The sequence below is a fragment of the Mycobacterium sp. NGS26 genome, assembly GCF_059813025.1.
Genome location: NZ_JCALDU010000007.1, coordinates 126,784 through 142,190, shown reverse-complemented (window position 1 = coordinate 142,190; position 15,407 = coordinate 126,784). Strand labels below are relative to the sequence as shown.

Annotated in this window: 15 protein-coding genes; 7 read left to right on the top strand and 8 right to left on the bottom strand. The window is 69.5% G+C overall.

Going from position 1 to position 15,407, the window contains the following annotated elements; all coding sequences use genetic code 11:
• Positions 1-189 precede the first annotated feature (189 nt).
• Positions 190-1,041: an SDR family oxidoreductase gene (locus AC5Y6X_RS21815; protein WP_499989407.1), complete on the bottom strand. Its 852-nt coding sequence runs from the start codon at positions 1,039-1,041 to the stop codon at positions 190-192.
• Between the two features lie 246 nt (positions 1,042-1,287).
• Here AC5Y6X_RS21815 and mbp1 point away from each other — a divergent pair, with 246 nt between their 5' ends.
• Positions 1,288-1,524, top strand: a complete 237-nt coding sequence (gene mbp1 / locus AC5Y6X_RS21810) for a microaggregate-binding protein 1 (RefSeq protein ID WP_324678278.1) — start codon at positions 1,288-1,290, stop codon at positions 1,522-1,524.
• A 60-nt stretch (positions 1,525-1,584) separates the two neighbouring features.
• Here the strand turns inward: mbp1 and AC5Y6X_RS21805 are convergent, their stop codons facing one another.
• From AC5Y6X_RS21805 to AC5Y6X_RS21790, 4 genes are read right to left on the bottom strand one after another with little or no spacing between them, the layout of a single operon-like run.
• Complete coding sequence (locus tag AC5Y6X_RS21805) at positions 1,585-2,349, bottom strand: endonuclease/exonuclease/phosphatase family protein (protein ID WP_499989108.1); 765 nt, start codon at positions 2,347-2,349, stop codon at positions 1,585-1,587.
• A 42-nt stretch (positions 2,350-2,391) separates the two neighbouring features.
• Positions 2,392-3,165: a PIG-L deacetylase family protein gene (locus tag AC5Y6X_RS21800; protein WP_499989106.1), complete on the bottom strand. Its 774-nt coding sequence runs from the start codon at positions 3,163-3,165 to the stop codon at positions 2,392-2,394.
• Between the two features lie 9 nt (positions 3,166-3,174).
• Complete coding sequence (locus tag AC5Y6X_RS21795) at positions 3,175-4,116, bottom strand: acyl-CoA dehydrogenase family protein (RefSeq protein WP_499989104.1); 942 nt, start codon at positions 4,114-4,116, stop codon at positions 3,175-3,177.
• On the bottom strand, positions 4,113-4,808 hold the full coding sequence (locus AC5Y6X_RS21790; protein WP_499989102.1) for a glycosyltransferase family 2 protein: 696 nt from the start codon (positions 4,806-4,808) through the stop codon (positions 4,113-4,115). The genes AC5Y6X_RS21795 and AC5Y6X_RS21790 overlap by 4 nt, the downstream gene beginning before the upstream one ends.
• A gap of 87 nt (positions 4,809-4,895) precedes the next feature.
• On the opposite strand from AC5Y6X_RS21790, the gene AC5Y6X_RS21785 reads away from it, so the two are divergent.
• Positions 4,896-5,474 carry a nucleotidyltransferase gene (locus tag AC5Y6X_RS21785; protein ID WP_499989101.1) on the top strand — a complete coding sequence of 193 codons (579 nt, stop codon included), beginning with the start codon at positions 4,896-4,898 and terminating at the stop codon, positions 5,472-5,474.
• 22 nt (positions 5,475-5,496) lie between these two features.
• Here AC5Y6X_RS21785 and AC5Y6X_RS21780 read toward each other — a convergent pair whose 3' ends face one another.
• Complete coding sequence (locus AC5Y6X_RS21780; RefSeq protein ID WP_499989099.1) at positions 5,497-5,754, bottom strand: DUF7218 family protein; 258 nt, start codon at positions 5,752-5,754, stop codon at positions 5,497-5,499.
• Between the two features lie 72 nt (positions 5,755-5,826).
• Positions 5,827-7,935, bottom strand: coding sequence for a catalase (locus AC5Y6X_RS21775; RefSeq protein ID WP_499989097.1), 2,109 nt, complete (start codon positions 7,933-7,935; stop codon positions 5,827-5,829).
• Positions 7,936-8,078: 143 nt separating this feature from the next.
• Here AC5Y6X_RS21775 and AC5Y6X_RS21770 point away from each other — a divergent pair, with 143 nt between their 5' ends.
• From AC5Y6X_RS21770 to AC5Y6X_RS21760, 3 genes are read left to right on the top strand one after another with little or no spacing between them, the layout of a single operon-like run.
• The gene (locus tag AC5Y6X_RS21770; RefSeq protein ID WP_499989095.1) at positions 8,079-9,101 is read left to right on the top strand and encodes a chemotaxis protein CheB; all 1,023 of its coding nucleotides are present in this window, start codon (positions 8,079-8,081) and stop codon (positions 9,099-9,101) included.
• On the top strand, positions 9,094-9,852 hold the full coding sequence (locus tag AC5Y6X_RS21765) for an STAS domain-containing protein (protein WP_499989093.1): 759 nt from the start codon (positions 9,094-9,096) through the stop codon (positions 9,850-9,852). Before AC5Y6X_RS21770 ends, AC5Y6X_RS21765 begins: the two co-directional genes overlap by 8 nt.
• 60 nt (positions 9,853-9,912) lie before the next feature.
• Positions 9,913-11,754, top strand: coding sequence for a CheR family methyltransferase (locus AC5Y6X_RS21760; protein WP_499989091.1), 1,842 nt, complete (start codon positions 9,913-9,915; stop codon positions 11,752-11,754).
• A 21-nt stretch (positions 11,755-11,775) separates the two neighbouring features.
• Here the strand turns inward: AC5Y6X_RS21760 and AC5Y6X_RS21755 are convergent, their stop codons facing one another.
• On the bottom strand, positions 11,776-12,711 hold the full coding sequence (locus tag AC5Y6X_RS21755) for a chemotaxis protein CheB (RefSeq protein WP_499989090.1): 936 nt from the start codon (positions 12,709-12,711) through the stop codon (positions 11,776-11,778).
• A gap of 232 nt (positions 12,712-12,943) precedes the next feature.
• Here AC5Y6X_RS21755 and AC5Y6X_RS21750 point away from each other — a divergent pair, with 232 nt between their 5' ends.
• A complete protein-coding gene (locus tag AC5Y6X_RS21750) occupies positions 12,944-14,116 on the top strand; it encodes a glycosyltransferase (protein ID WP_499989089.1) in 1,173 nt (390 codons plus the stop codon).
• Positions 14,117-14,179: 63 nt separating this feature from the next.
• Positions 14,180-15,265, top strand: coding sequence for a helix-turn-helix domain-containing protein (locus AC5Y6X_RS21745; protein WP_499989088.1), 1,086 nt, complete (start codon positions 14,180-14,182; stop codon positions 15,263-15,265).
• The last annotated feature ends 142 nt before the right edge of the window (positions 15,266-15,407 follow it).

The following is a 15,407-nucleotide window of genomic DNA, read 5'->3' as shown; positions in this document are numbered from 1 at the left end:
ACGCGCGCGCAAAACGAACGCGAATAACCCGTGCAGTCGGCCCCGTGATCAGATGCGCAAAGTGAGGCTGGTGTGCTGAGCGAACGGCCAAACAAACGCGGCAATACTGAGAACTCTCAGACAATCCGACTTCCTCTTAGGAAATCGTGATCGCGATCGTAATAAAGCCGTGACCCGAATTTCGGTCGGTCAGCATTTGGTTTCCTCGGCCGACAGCTCGTTTGCGCCGTCCGTTGCCACCGTTTCCAGCCACGTGTCGACATCCGGGCCGAGGACCGTGGCGTTGGTCGGGGCCAGCAGCGCGCCCCCGGCGAGTGCGGTCACGGCCGGTTGCACCGCGCGCACGCGGCGGCCATCGCCCTGCGATGCGAGCAGTTTCGACGTGAGCTCGGGCAGCCGGATGTCCTGCGGGCCGGCGATGGTGCGCGGGGCGCGAGTCTGGCACAGGGCCGCCTCGACCAGCACGTCGGCGACGGTGTCGGCGGCGATGGGTTGAATCAGCCAGTCCTCGGCCACCACCTCGTCGCCGTCACAGGTCACCGCGGCCGGGTTGGTGGCGAATTCGTGCCACTGCGTGGACTTTACGATGGTCGCCGGCACCGGGCCGTCCAGCACGATCTCCTTCGCCGCGCGTTTGGCCGCGTAGTAGGGAAGTCCGTCGAGCGTCGGGTCCTCCGCGCCGGACGGCGTCAACACCACCAGCTGCTGCACCTCGTGCGCGGCGCACGCGCCCACCAGGTTGTGGGTCGCGGTCGCGACGGTGTCGGCGATGTCGGCGCGGCCGTCGGGCGGCATCGGGTTGGACGCGTCGATGACGACGTCGACCCCGTCCAGCGCCTCGGTCAGGCCGCGTCCGGAGACCAGATCGACGCCGTGCGCGCGGGCCACCCCGACCACGGAGACACCGCGGCCCTTCAGCCTGGCAATGACGCGGGACCCGGCGGTGCCGGTTGCCCCGACGACAGCGACGACGGTCGTCTCGCGCTCCCTTCGCTGGTTGCCTTCGGTCTGTGTGTCCTGGGCCCTCGGGAACGCTGCTATACCCACCGAAACGGTGTCCAAACATGCGCCGGCCGGACTGGGAAGCAACCCAACCTGATTCGACGTGATCAAGCACACGCGCCGCTCCACCAGGCGAAAGCAGCCGCGACGGTGTGGGCCCGTTTGGCACGTCGCGCCGCGGGAAGCCGGTAGATGCGGACGCGTTGATTAGCCCGGTCAGCCAACGGGCCCGGCCGATCCGCATCCAGATGAGCGCAAGCTCGCAACCACTAGGGAGGTCGACTCATGAGCGATCAGAAGAGCGGACCACAAGAAGCGGTCCAGGGCGTCGTCGAAGGCATCAAGGGCAAGGCCAAAGAGGTTGGCGGAACCCTGGCCGGCCGCGACGACATCGTCGAAGAGGGCCAGGCGCAGCAGGACAAGGCCGACGCCCAGCGTGACGCCGGCAAGAAGGAGGCCGAAGCCGAATCCGCCCGCGCCGGCGCGAAGGCCGCCGAAGAACGGCAAAAGGAAAATCAGTAGCCCGAGGTGGTCCGGTCCGGCTGTCGGACCGGACCATTTTCGTTGACGCCCGCCGTGGAGCTACACGCGTTCGAGCTCGACCACGAGCGGGCGGTGATCGGAGATCGGCATCAGCTCGGCCTGGGTGTCGCCGCCGCGCAGGTGAGCGTCGTCGGTCAGGATGTGGTCGAGCTGGCGGCCGGGGGCGTCCGCGGGGAACGTCGCGGCCACGGCCAGGGTCCGCATCCCCGACCAGCGGCGCACCGCCTTGGGGGTCATGTTCAGGTCTCCCATCAGCAGCCGCGGGCCCGGGAATCCGCGCAGGTCGTTGATCAGCCGACGCAGCTGGCGCCGGTTCCAGCCGGGCACGAAGGACAGGTGGGTGTTGGCAACCGTCATCGCGCCCTGCGGGGTGTGCAGCTGCGCGATGACCGCCGCCCGCGGCTCCTCGTCGACGACCATCACCCGGTTGGGTCCCGGCAGGTACATCGGAAACCGCATCGGGATCCGGGGTAGTCGCACTACCTGCCAACTGGCCACGGGATACCTTGACAGCAGCGCGATTCCGTACGCGGCGGTCCCGGGCTGTTCGCGGCCGGTGGCGGCCATCCAAGTCGCGCCCGGGGTGCCCGAGATCGCGGCCACGAACCGGTGCTCCACGGCGCCCATGGCCTCGGCCGCCGCCGCGGTGAGGTCGGCCCGATCCGAGCGTGGCTGCTCGAAGTCGACCTCCTGCAGGGCCAGCACGTCGGGGTCGAGGCGGCGCACGCACTCGCGCAGCCGCTGCGGGTCCACGCCGTCGCCGACGATGCGACCGTGCAGGATGTTGAAGGTCGCCACGCGCATGGGTTCCCGGTTACCCATTCCGCGGGGTCAGGCTCCGCGTCCTCACCGGAAAACCAGCTCCCCGACCGCCAGCAGTCGCTGCAGCACGAACGCCGGCAACACGGGTGCCGAGTCGGCGGGCCCGGGCTCGAGCTGGCTGCGAAAGCACTGCGCCGCAAGCCGTTTGCGGCTCAGCGCCCACGCGGGCAGCGGCGCCGAATGCGCCCGCTGCCACGGCACCTCCGAGTCGGCCGGGCGGGCCCAGTGCCACATCCAGACCGGATACTCCAGCAGCGCGGCACCCGTGCGCGCGCACGCGTCGGCCGCCGCACGGCCGACGGCCTCGTGGTCGGGATGCCCGTCGCCCCGCCAGGTCGCCGCGCACCAGGTCCCGGGCGGCGCGCCGTCCAGGATGCGGGTCAGCGCGTCGGCGAGCTCACCCTCGTGGTCGGCCAGGCGGCCGTCGGGCAGGCCAAGCGACATCGGCGGTGGGATGCCCAAAATCCCTGTCGCCCTGCGTATTTCGTGCCTCCGGGTGGCCTCCAGGCGAAGCCGTTCGGACGGCGAGGCGCCGGGCCGGGCGGCCCCGCCGTCGCTGACCGACACCACCCGGACGTCGGTGCCCGCGGCGACCAGTTGCGCGATCGTCGCGCCCAGGCCGAGGGTCTCGTCTTCGGGATGGGGCGCGACGACGACCAGGCCCGGGCAGCCGCTCAGGTCCAGGGGCGGCGGGGCGCCCCGGTCGAGGGCGGCCAGCCAGATCGGGACCGGGGTGCCGCCGCGGGTCAGCGGCTTGGCCGCAAACCTGGCGCAATTGCTTGTCGTTATGGTCCGCACGGGTCGTCCTCAGCGCTGATCGCCCGCGAGCCGCCCGAGCTCGGCCAGGTCCCGCTCGGCGTGGCTCTGCCGTATGTAGATGCTCAAGTCCGCCACCCGCTGCGCGTGCCGGCCGTCCTGGCACAGCGGGCCCGGCCCCAGGGCGCGCCCGGTGCGGGTGATGGCCTCGTCGGCCGCGTGCTCCACGACGCTGCGGACCCGGCGCGCCTGCAGCTGGGCGGCGTCGGCCCGGTCGAACGGATCGGCGTCGATCGCGGCCGCCGCGGTGGCCAGCATCGCATCGCCGGCGGCCAGCGCGGCGTCCACCGCGCCGAGATGGGCCAGGGCGTACGCGTCCGCCGATTTGCTGCGGGCGCAACGGTATAACGGCTCGGCGACCCGGCGCGCGCCGCCGAGCCAGCACGCGGCCACGCCGATCGCGCCGTGCCAGAACCCGGGGCGGCTCAGGTAGTCACCGGGCTCGCCCACCGCGATGGCGTGGGCGTTGGTGAACTGCACCGGCCGGGTGTCGCTGCCGGCCATCCCGGCGTTCCACCACGTGGTCGGCAACGGTTTGACCGCGGGGTCGACGACCGCCACCGCGAACAGGCCCCGGCTTCCGTCTTCGAGCCGCGCGGTGACGAGCGCATTGGTGCAGAACCCGGCGCCCGAGCACCACACCTTGGTGCCGTTCAGCGTGAACGCGCCGTTGACGTCGGTGGCCGTCAGCACCGAGTCGGAGGATTCGGCCGCCCAGACGCCCCACAGCTGGCCGGATTCCGGTGGCTTGCCGCCCAATTCGTGCATTATCGCGACGGCGTCGACGTGCGCCTCGGCGATCCGCGCCGCCACGATGTCCTCCTCCGCCAGGCGCGCCAGGCCCTGCCAGCGCTCGGCGGTGCGGCCCGACGCCGGCAACGGCAACTCGAGCCGTCCCGACTCCAGCCAGTGCGCAACCAAGCCCGCCGTCACGCGCAGTCACCCGCCGCCGATCTCCCCAGTTGCCCGAGGTAAGAGGCGAATCCGTGCGGCGCGCGGCCACTGGTCCGCGCCGATGTGGCGACCGACAATTCGGCGTCCTGCTGAACGCAATAGCCGGCGGCCTCGAAGCGCTCCACCAGATCGGCGTCCTCGCCGGACTCCAGCGCATGAAACCCGCCAACGCGCCAGTACGCCCGCGCGCTGAACCCCATGTTCGCCCCGTGGACGTGACGGGCCGCCGCATCGTCCACATCGTCGGAAAAATCGTCGGAATGGTTCCGCCAGTTGGCAACCCGCACCTTGCCCAGGACCATGTCGGTGCCGATCTCGAGCTGATGGATCAACCACCCGGGATCGACTCGGCTGTCCGCATCGGTGGTCGCGTACCAGCACCTGGTGTCGTCGGCAAACAACGAACGGGCGTAAGCGAAACCCGCCGCCCGCGCGGCACCGACGTTGTGCGCGTCGACGGTGACGAAGTGGACGTCGGGCCCGTATTCGCCCGCCAACTTGGCGCTGTCGTCGTCGCTGTCATCGAGAACCACCACTATCGAGACCGAGATCGGCACGCACAGCGCCGCGGTCAACACCGCGCGCAGGCATGCCGGGAGATTGGCTATTTCGTTGTGCGCGGGAACGACCACGACGACCCGGTCGTAGGCGCGCAGCGCGGGCGAGAACATACCTCGTCGATTGCCCGTTTCGCCGACCCCTAAACGGAGCTGAACGGAGGTTGCAATCCCGTCCACCGGGTATTCAGCCTGTCCACGATGAAACCCTCTGAGACGGACGCGAACGTGGCCGCGGACGCAAACGCGCGGTTGCGGGAGGCGCTACGCGAGGCGGCCTCGGCGCTCAAGGAGAAGGGGCCGCGTTTCGCGTTGGCGGGCAGCTACGCCCTGTGGGCCTACGGCGCGCCCGAACCCAGCCACGATGTGGACCTGGTGGTGACCGAGGAGGACGCGGCGGCGGCGGCCGCCACGCTGCGGGACGCCGGGTTCGCCGTCGAACATCCGCCGGAGGACTGGCTGTTCAAGGCCCGCGTCGGGGACACGGTCGTGGACATTCTGCACCGGCTGAACGGCGCGCCCGTGGGGCCGGCCGTCCTGGACCGCGCCGAGCAGCGCGACGTGCTGGCGATAGCGATGCCGGTGCTGCCGCCGACCATGGTGGTCGTCCAGAAGCTGCGCGCGCTGGGCGAGCATCATTGCGATTTTGCGAAACTGCTGCCGGCCGTGCGGGCGATTCGCGAGCGACTGGACTGGGACGAGATCCGGGCGCAGACCGCCGACAACGACTACGCGGTCGCGTTCCTGGTGTTGGCCGAGCGGCTGGGGCTCACCGACTGAGGTCGCCTCAGTCCTCGATCGGTCAGTGGTTACGCAGCTTGGCGACCAGCTTGTCCTTCGTCAGGCCCGAATACCCGGAGATGCCAAGCTCTTTGGCCCTCTTCTTCAATTCCGGGACCGTCCAGTCGGCGTAGGACCCGGACTTGCCGCCCTTGCGGCCCACCGAGGACTTGCCCCTGCCGGCGGCCGCGTTGGAGATCCGCGCGGCCTTCTCCTTGGACTCACCCTTCTTGCGCAGATCCTGGTACATCTTCTCGTTCTTGATCGACGACCTGGGCACGATAAACCTCCTGTGCATGGACGGATGCCGTTGGCAGAATGCCCCGCACGACGACGGTCAAACCCGCAAGCGTCAGGCCGGAACCGGGTCGGTCTGGCGCTGCCAGCAACGGTGTTGGGCCAGGGCGGCGGCGAATTCGTCGACGAACTCCTCCGGAAGCTCGTCGGCGGCCGCCGTCGTGGTGACGACGGATCGGTCGCTGACGACGCCGGTGTCATCGGCAAGGCGCGCGTCGATGTGCGCCGCGCGCAGTAGGTCGATGCCGGCGCCGTACGCGCCGATCGGTTTGAGGTGCTTGTAGGCCTCGACCACGAAATGCACCGCGTAGCCGTCGCCGGAAAGCGTCGACACGGAATCCGGCCCGCAGGCCACCACCACCGCGTCGTAGAGCACCGAGGCCATGGTGGTGAACGCGCGGTCGACGGGCAGTTCGCCGCCGGATCCGCCGCGCAGGGTGCCACCGGCGACCGGGGCCAGGACCTCGACCAGCGCTCCGCGCCGCCGCATGAGCTCGGTGAAGCGCTGCGTCCCTGCGACATCCACGCCGTCGGCGGCCAGCACCGCCACCTTGCGGGACGCGATCGTGTCGGGGACGTCGGCCAGTTGGGAGAGCGCCGGCGACTCCGGCACGTCGTCGAGCGGCTGACTGGGCGGCTCGGGCAGCCCCAGCTTTGCCGCCACCTGCCCGGCCAGGTCGTGGTCGACGCGGGCGAGCTGGCCCACCACCGCCGAACGGATGTCGGGCACCTCGACCTTGCCGAGCTCGAAGGCGAACGCGGCGACGATGTGTTCGGCCTCGACCGCCGACATGCTCTTCCAGAACATCCGCGCCTGGCTGTAGTGGTTTTCAAAAGACTTGGCGCGCTTGCGCATCGCGGCGCCGTCGATCCGCTGGGTGTAGTGACGGAAAACGTCCTCGCCCGCCAGCGCCGGACACCCGCCGCCGAGGCTGTTCTTGTAGTAGCTGGACCGCCCCTGCGGGATCGCGTGCTGGCCGTAGCCGTCCTGCTGGTTGTTGCGCACCTCGGCGACCGGACGGTTGACCGGCAGCTGCGCGAAGTTGGGACCGCCGAGGCGGATCAGCTGGGTGTCCAGGTAGGAGAAGTTGCGGAACTGCAAGAGCGGGTCGTTGGTGAAGTCGATCCCCGGAACCACGTTCGCGGTGTGAAACGCCACCTGCTCGGTCTCGGCGAAGAAGTTGTCCGGGTTGCGGTTCAGCACCATCTTGCCCACGGGCCGGACCGGAACCTGTTCCTCGGGAATGATTTTCGTGGCGTCCAGCAGGTCGAAGTCGAACTTGAACTCGTCGGCCTCGGCGACGAGCTGGACCCCGAGCTCCCATTCCGGGTACTGGCCCGACTCGATCGCCTCCCACAGGTCGCGGCGGTTGTAGTCGGGGTCCTTGCCGGCGATCTTCTGGCATTCGTCCCAGATCAGCGAGTGCACCCCGAGGCGCGGCTTCCAGTGGAACTTCACGAAAGTGCCCTCACCGCGCTCGTTCACCAGCCGGAACGTGTGCACGCCGAACCCCTGCATCATCCGGTAGCTGCGCGGCAACGCGCGGTCCGACATCAGCCACATGATCGCGTGCAGCGTCTCGGGCTGCAGCGAGACGAAATCCCACAGCGTGTCGTGCGCCGATGCCGCCTGCGGGATCTCGTTGTGCGGCTCGGGCTTGACGGCGTGCACGAAGTCGGGAAACTTGATCCCGTCCTGGATGAAGAACACCGGGAAATTGTTTCCCACCAGATCGTAATTGCCTTGTGCCGTATAGAATTTGGTGGCGAAGCCGCGCACGTCGCGCACCGTGTCGGCCGACCCGCGCGACCCGGCCACCGTGGAGAAGCGGACGAACACCGGGGTTCGGGTACCGGGGGTGGTCAGGAACTTCGCCGCGGTGTACTCGGCCAGCCAGTCGTCGTACGGTTCGAAGAAGCCGTAGGCGCCGGCACCGCGCGCGTGAACCACCCGCTCCGGGATGCGCTCGTGGTCGAAATGGGTGATCTTCTCGCGGGCATGGAAATCTTCCAGCAGCGTCGGCCCCCGCTCACCGGCCGTCAGCGAATCGTCGGTGTGATCGACGCGGACCCCCTGTTGGGTGGTCAGGTATCCGGTGTCGCGACGAACCCGGGACGGCTCCAGGCTCCGCTGCTTGCGATCCGACGTGTGGTCGCTTCCCATGGGTTCCCTCCTGCATCACTGGCCCGGCATCGCGGCGCGGGTCGTCCGGTCGGGTGGGGTACCACCGGACAAACCGGCGCAAACTGCTGCGCGCCCTATCCAGCGGCTGAGCGGTTACCTACCCTTGAGAGGGGTAGTCGAAAGTGGTGATCGAGGCGACCGACAAAGACGGCGACCTTCGGGGCGTGGTGGCGATCGGTGCATCGGCGGGGGGCGTCGAGGCACTGTCGAAGCTGGCCGGCGGGTTGTCGCCGGACGTGCCCTACGCCTACGTGGTGACGCTGCACATCCCTCCCGGCGCACCAAGCCTGCTGGCGCGCATCATCGATCGCAGCGGCCCGCTGCCCGCCGTCACCGCCCAACACGGCGCGCGACTGCATCCGGCACACATCTACGTCTGTCGACCCGACCGCCATCTGCTCGTCGCCGACCATCACGTGGTGCTCTCGCAGGGGCCCACCGAGAACGGACACCGGCCCGCGATCAACGCGTTGTTTCGTTCGGTGGCCCTGGCTTTCGGGCCGCACGCGATCGGGGTGCTGCTCTCGGGCGTGCTCGACGACGGCGTCCTGGGCCTGGCCGCGATCCGCGCGCGCGGCGGCGCCACCATCGGGCAGTCGGCCGAGGACGCAATGTTCCCGGTGCTGCCGGGCAACGCGCGCAGCGCCGGCCTGCTGGATCGGGAGGTCCCGGCGGCCAACATCGGCGCGGCCCTCAAGGAGCTGTCGCACCGCGAGATCGAGGAGCTGGACATGGAGCCGGACGCCGCGATGGAGTTCGAAAACCGTATCGCCATGAAGTCGCGTTTCTCCACCGACTTCGAAACCGATCAACTCGGCGCCGCATCCGGCTACACGTGCCCGGACTGCAACGGGTCGCTGGTGTCGATCGGCGAGGGCCACTTTCGTTGCCACGTCGGTCACGCCTGGACGGCCGATGCCCTGCTCGCCGCGAGGGACGAGGAGGTGGAGGGCGCGCTGTGGGTCGCCCTGCGCAGCCTCCAGGAGAAGGCCAAGCTGGCCCGTCGCCTGGCCGACAGAACGGGCCCCGGCCTGATGCATCGCCGCTACAACGCCCTGGCCGAGGAAACCGAACAGGCGTTGGCGGTGCTCAGCGACAGGTTGTCGGGCGTCGGCCCCCCCCGCCGGGGTAAGACCGATGACTGAAGCCGGCCGCTCCATCCATATCGCCGTGGAGCGCCGCCATGACATCACGTTCCTGACGGTCACCGGCGAACTCGACGCGGGCACGTATCGCGGCCTGCGCGACACCGTCATCAAGGCCGCGCTGGACGAGCCACGCGCCGTGATCGTCGACGTCAACCGGCTGCGGGTGCCGTCCGATTCGGCATGGTCGGTGTTCACCAGCGCCCGCTGGCACGTCAGCACCTGGCCGGACGTGCCGATCCTGCTGGTGTGCGAGCCGGGGCGCTCGTTGCGGGCCATCACCGCCCGCGGGGTCTCCCGGTACGTGCCGGTGTATGCCACCCGCGGAGCGGCGCTCGACGCCGCCGCCGACCGGTCGCTGCCGCTCCGGCGGCGGGCGCGCGCGCAGCTTTCGGACACCCGGGTCAGCGTCGGCCTCGCCCGCGCCATGGTCACCGACTGGCTCACCAAGTGGGACAAGGGCGAGTTGATTCCGACGGCAACCACGGTGGCGACCGTCTTCGTCGAAAACGTCCTCGAGCACACCGACAGCGCGCCCGTGCTGATCGTCGAGAACTACGACGACACCGTCACCGTCGCGGTCGAGGACGACAGCGACCGGCAGCCGGCCCTGCACGAAGATCCCGACCGTGGCGCCGACATCGTGTCGGGCCTGGCCATCGTGGCCGCGCTGTGCCGGGTGTGGGGGAGCACCCCGACGTCGTCGGGTAAGACGGTGTGGGCGTTGGTCGGTCGCGAAAACCGGCTTTAGCAGCGCGGGTAGTGTGCAAGTCGTTCGGCAAAGCACTATTCGAGGCACGAGCGGACCTGCATGGACGACACCACCGAGGAGTCCTTCGAGGCTCTCCTGCGCTATATGCGGGATTCCCGCGGCTTCGACTTCACCGGCTACAAACGCACGTCGCTGATGCGCCGCGTCCGGCACCGGATGGATCAGGCCGGATACACCTCATTCGACGAATATCTCGACCACCTGCAGGCCAGCTCCGACGAATTCACGGCCCTGTTCAACACCATTCTCATCAACGTCACCTCGTTCTTCCGCGACCCCGAAGCGTGGGAATTCATCAGCGCGGAGGTCATTCCGCGGATGCTCGCCGAGCGCGGCCCCGACGACCCGATCCGGGTGTGGAGCGCGGGATGCGCGTCCGGGCAGGAGGCCTACACGCTGGCCATGCTGCTGGCCGAGGCGCTGGGACCGGACGCTTTCCGGCAGCGAGTCAAGATCTACGCCACCGACATCGACGAGGATGCGCTCGCCGAGGCGCGCACCGCCTCCTACGACGCCAAGGCCGTCGAGTCGGTGCCGCAGGAGCTGTTGCAGCGCTATTTCGAACACGTCAACGGCCGCTATGTCTTTCACAAGGACCTGCGTCGTGCGGTCATCTTCGGCCGCAACGACCTGGTCAAGGATGCGCCGATATCCCGCGTCGACCTGCTGGTGTGCCGCAATACCCTGATGTACCTGAACGCGGAGACTCAGCGAAACGTGTTGGGCCGCTTGCATTTCGCGCTCGGACCGCAGGGCACGCTGTTCCTCGGCCACGCCGAGATGCTGCTCAGCCACGGGGACCGGTTCACACCGCTGAGCCTGAAGAACCGGATTTTCCGCAAGGCGGTCGGAAGCCACGGCGGCGTGCAGCGTTACGACCCGGCCGCGGCGTTCTACGATCGGCACGGTGAGATGCCGGGCCTGACGACGGTGCGCGAGTTGGCTTTTCGCGCCAGCCCGGTGGCCCAGATCGTGGTCACCGGCGAGGACACCGTCGCGATGATCAACCAGCAGGCCGAGAGCATCTTCGGTCTCTCGGCGCGCGACATCGGCCGGCTGCTGCGCGACCTGGAGGTGTCCTATCGCCCGGTCGAACTGCGCGCCTACCTGGAACAGGCCAAGGTGGAGCGGCGTTCGGCGCGGATCCCGGACGTCAAGTGGCAGCGGCCCGGTGCCGAGACGGTGTGGTTCGAGATCCACATAAATCCTCTGATCGACGCCGAAAACGGCCTGCTCGGCGTGTCGATCGTGTTCTTCGACGTCACCGCGACGCGCGCCCTGCTGGACAAGGTGGTGCAGACCAACCGGCAGCTCGAGGCGGCCTACGAGGAGCTGCAGTCCACCAACGAGGAACTCGAGACCACCAACGAGGAATTGCAGTCCACGGTCGAGGAACTCGAGACCACCAACGAGGAATTGCAGTCCACCAACGAAGAACTCGAGACGATGAACGAGGAGCTGCAGTCCACCAACGACGAGCTGCACACCATCAACGAGACGCTGCGCGAGCGCAGCGTGGAACTCGACGACGCCAAGAACTTTCTTGATTCGCTGATCAACTCGGTGCGGCTGGGGATGGTCGTGGTGGACCGGGAAATGCGGGTGGTGGTGTGGAACCGGGGGTGCGAAGACCTCTGGGGGCTGCGGGCCGACGAGACGGCGGGCACCAGGCTGACCGACCTGGACATCGGGCTGCCGCTGGACGACGTGCGGCCGTTGATCGGCAACGCGTTCGTCGATGCGGACGGCTCCGGGGAAGCCGTGGTGGAGGCGGTCAACCGGCGTGGCCGCTCCGCCCGGGTGCGGGTGACGTGCACATCGTTTCGTTCGGGCGACGGAACCATCGGCGGGGCGTTGCTGCTGATGGAGGTTTTGGCCTAAGGCGCCGCCCGGGCCTGAAGGTCAGTGTCCCCATTCCGCGGCCGCGCGCGAGGCCGCCTGGTGGGCCAGCTGCGCGCGGCGCAACGACTCCTGGGCCCTGCGTCGCGCGATCGCCACGGTTTGCTCGCTGGCGCCGATTCCCGCTGCCAGGTCCTGGCGCCTGCGCCGCAGTTCGGCCGCGCGCAGCCGGGCGATTTCGGCGCGGCCGGCCGGGTCGTTCGGGGTGCGGTTGGCCGACAGCCGGGTCCGGCCGTCGAGCTGCTCTTCGGCTACGTCGCCCTGCTCCATCGGCCCCCCTCCCGTCGGCGCCGTCGGTGTGCCCGACACGACGCCCGCGGCCCGTTCCTCGCGATGCGTTTGCGGCTCGGGCCCAACCGCGGGCCGACCCGCGACGATTTCGCCCAGGGTGCGGCCGATCTCGTAAATCGGCAGCACCATATCGGCGCCGGCCTCCGCCGCCGCGAGCGGCATCGAGGGATAGTCGGCGGTGTCGGCGCTCTGCGCGATCACGATCGCGCCGGCCCGGCTCATCGCCGCCGTGCCCTTGGCCCCGTCCCGGCCCGACCCCGACAACACCACGGCCACCGCCCGCGGTCCATACGAGCCGGCCACCGATTTCAGCAGCGCGTCGAACGGGCGATCGACGCGCTCCGACACCTTGTGCAGGTGGCAGGAACCGTCCGGCCCCAGTTCCAGGTGCATTTCCGGCGGACATACGATCACCTGGCCGGGCTCGACGACCTGCCCGTCGAGGGCCCATGCGACCCGATGGTTGGTGCACCTGCCCAGGATCGTGGGCAGCACGCTGGAATGGCCGCCCAGGTGTTGCTGCACGACGACGGCGGCGGGAAACTCCCTCGGCAGGTCGTGCAGGACGATCGACAGCGCGTCCAGGCCGCCCGCCGACGCGAGCAGGACCACCAGCTCAACTCGTGGGCGCCGCGCTTGGGCCGCCATTCCTTCAGTGTCCACCCGGCGGCGGCTGTGCCGCAGTCCCGGCAGCGAACCGCTCCCGCGCGGGCCGCGCGGATGTCCACCATGCGAAGCGCCGGGGACGCCTGACGAAACGCGGAAGCGTCGCCGTTTTGGCCGGCACGAGCCCGGGTATATACGAGTTTGCATGGATAAACTCTCCATGCGATAACGCAATACCCGAAGGGGGCTTCCAAGAGATCCGAGGGGAGCTGAGATGAAGCTCGCGCTCGTCAGCGGCGACGACGTCGTCCGTGAGGACCCGATCCGGCTGGGCGCCGCGCTCGCCGCCCAAGGGCAGGACGTCACCGCCTACGTCCGGCAAACCGATCAGCCGCCCCCGGAAGGCGCTCCCCACGGGGACTGCCGGGCCGTCGGGATCCGGGTCGGTCCCCCCGGCGCCCGCAAGGATGCCGAGCTGTTGCCGTTCGTCGGCGAGTGGGCGGCCACCCTCGAGCGCCTCTGGTCGTCGGACCGGCCGGACATCGTGCACGCGTACGGGTGGCTGGGCGGCCTGGCGGCCCAGCTGGCCGCGCGGCGGCAGCAGCTACCGACGGTCCAGACGTTCCAGGACCTGGCCCTGGCGTCGCCGCCCCGAAACGCCGCCCGCCGGCGCAAAGTCACCGAACGCGAGCGCCTCGAGCCGCTGTTGGCCCGCAACGCGGACTGGGTGACCGTCGAGAGCAGTGCCGACGTGGACCCGCTGGCCAGGTTGCGTCACGGCCGCGCGCGGGTGTCCGTCCTGGCGAGCGGGGTCGACGTCGAGCAATTCACTTCCGTGGGGCCGGCGCTCGAGCGCACCGACCGCCACCGCGTGCTGTGCCTGGCGCCGAATCCCTTGCCGGGCAACGGCTTCGACATCGCGATCCGGGTGATGCCCAAGGTCCCGGACGCGGAGCTCGTCATCGCGGAAACCGACGCGACCGATCGCAACCGCAGCAAGGCGCGCAACGGCCTCAAACGCCTCGCCGCGGAATTGGGCGTGGCCGACCGGGTGCGCTTCGCCGGCACCCTCGGCGGCGACGAATTGTCGATGCTGTTGCGATCCGCCGACATCCTCGCGTGCACGCCGCGCCGCCCACCGCGCCCCGCCCCGGCGCTGGCGGCCATGGCCAGTGGCGTGGCGGTGGTCGCGCTGCCCGTGGGCGTCCTGGCCGACGTCGTCATAGATTCGGTGACCGGAGTCCTGGCGGGTAACCCGCACGAATTCGCGACGTCATTGAGAAGCCTTCTGGCGCAACAATTTCAGTGCCAGAGCATGGGCTCGGCGGGGCGCAGCCGGGCGCTGTCACGCTTCACCTGGGACCGGATCGCCCTTGACGCGGTGAACATCTACCGGCAGGTCGATTCGCAACGCTCGCCGGCGCCGTCGCTGCAAGGTGCACGGTAGCCGCGTGGGCGGGGCGAGCATCAGCGGCGTAGCCTTTGGCGTTGTAGGCTTTACTAGGCCCCGATGCCGACCCCCACGATGACGAGCATCACCGAAACCCCAGCCCCCGGCCCCGCCATGAGCCCCGCCGGTGACCTCAACGCGATCCACGTCGACCTCCACGCCGTGAACCATGCTCGCGCCCGCGATCCCGGCGGGATGCATGGCCCCGCCGCGATCCGCTACGAGCAATTCCGCACCAGCGAGCCGGACGCCGCGCGTCGTTTCTTCGCCGACGCCTACCGGCCGGGTTGGCAGGTCACCGGTCTCGCGAGGGGCTCGGCCGTCGTGCACCGCCGGTGCGAAACGGGCTCGATGACCTTCGACGAGGTGATGATCCAGGGCCGAATGGTGTGCGAGGTCCCGCCCGCGGACTCCGTCCTGGTGATCCAGCCGCGCGCGGGATCGCTGACCGTGACGGGAGGGCCGTTGCCGATTGCCGACTGCCCGCTGCTGGTGGCCCACGGCATGTCCTGCGTGATGCAGGTGAACGCGGCCCGGTTCGACGTCGTCGGCATCGGGGCGGACGTGCTGCACAAGGTCGCCGCGGACCGCCTCACCCCGTTGCCGCAGCACATTCAGTTCCTCAGCTGGCGCCCGCGCTCGCGCGCCGCGGTGCGCGCCTGGCACCGGGCGCTGGACTACGTGACCGCCACCTTCGCGTCCGCGGACACCGCCCAGCAACCGCTGCTCGCCGCCGCGGCGGCCCCCCTGCTGGCCACGGCGCTGCTCGAGTGCTACCCGTCGAACGTGACCGCGCAGCAGGACCTGCTGAGCGATCCCGCGGTGCCGGACACACTCAAGGACGCGGTGAAGTTCATCCACCGCAATGCCGCCGCCGACGTCGGTGTCGCCGATGTCGCGGCCGCGGTGCATCTCACGCCCAGGGCCGTGCAATACCTGTTCCGCCAGCGGCTCGATACGACTCCGACGGAGTACCTGCGGCGGGTCCGGCTGCACCGCGCGCATCAGGAGCTGACGAACGGCGACCGGACCGCGACCACCGTCACCGAGGTCGCGCAGCGCTGGGGCTTCGCCCACACGGGCCGGTTCGCGGTGCTGTACCGGCAGGCCTACGGCCAGAGCCCGCACACCACGCTCAAACAGTGAGCTTCCGCGCAGATCGCTTCGCCCCCGGGACAATACCGGCGACAAGCGAAGCGGTTGAGCCGCGAAACGAAATCCCCCATCGCAGCCCGGTCGCCGCGGCACGCCCCGAAATCGCCTGTGCGACTGGTCATTTGCGACCATC

Excerpts from the sequence above, each read along its gene's own strand:
- AC5Y6X_RS21745 (WP_499989088.1), top strand. The coding sequence starts at position 14,180 with ATGCCGACCCCCACGATGACGAGCATCACCGAAACCCCAGCCCCCGGC.
- AC5Y6X_RS21805 (WP_499989108.1), bottom strand. The coding sequence starts at position 2,349 with ATGCGCGTGGCGACCTTCAACATCCTGCACGGTCGCATCGTCGGCGAC.
- AC5Y6X_RS21760 (WP_499989091.1), top strand. The coding sequence starts at position 9,913 with ATGGACGACACCACCGAGGAGTCCTTCGAGGCTCTCCTGCGCTATATG.
- AC5Y6X_RS21755 (WP_499989090.1), bottom strand. The coding sequence starts at position 12,711 with ATGGCGGCCCAAGCGCGGCGCCCACGAGTTGAGCTGGTGGTCCTGCTC.
- AC5Y6X_RS21790 (WP_499989102.1), bottom strand. The coding sequence starts at position 4,808 with ATGTTCTCGCCCGCGCTGCGCGCCTACGACCGGGTCGTCGTGGTCGTT.
- mbp1 (WP_324678278.1), top strand. The coding sequence starts at position 1,288 with ATGAGCGATCAGAAGAGCGGACCACAAGAAGCGGTCCAGGGCGTCGTC.
- AC5Y6X_RS21785 (WP_499989101.1), top strand. The coding sequence starts at position 4,896 with ATGAAACCCTCTGAGACGGACGCGAACGTGGCCGCGGACGCAAACGCG.
- AC5Y6X_RS21750 (WP_499989089.1), top strand. The coding sequence starts at position 12,944 with ATGAAGCTCGCGCTCGTCAGCGGCGACGACGTCGTCCGTGAGGACCCG.
- AC5Y6X_RS21775 (WP_499989097.1), bottom strand. The coding sequence starts at position 7,935 with ATGGGAAGCGACCACACGTCGGATCGCAAGCAGCGGAGCCTGGAGCCG.
- AC5Y6X_RS21765 (WP_499989093.1), top strand. The coding sequence starts at position 9,094 with ATGACTGAAGCCGGCCGCTCCATCCATATCGCCGTGGAGCGCCGCCAT.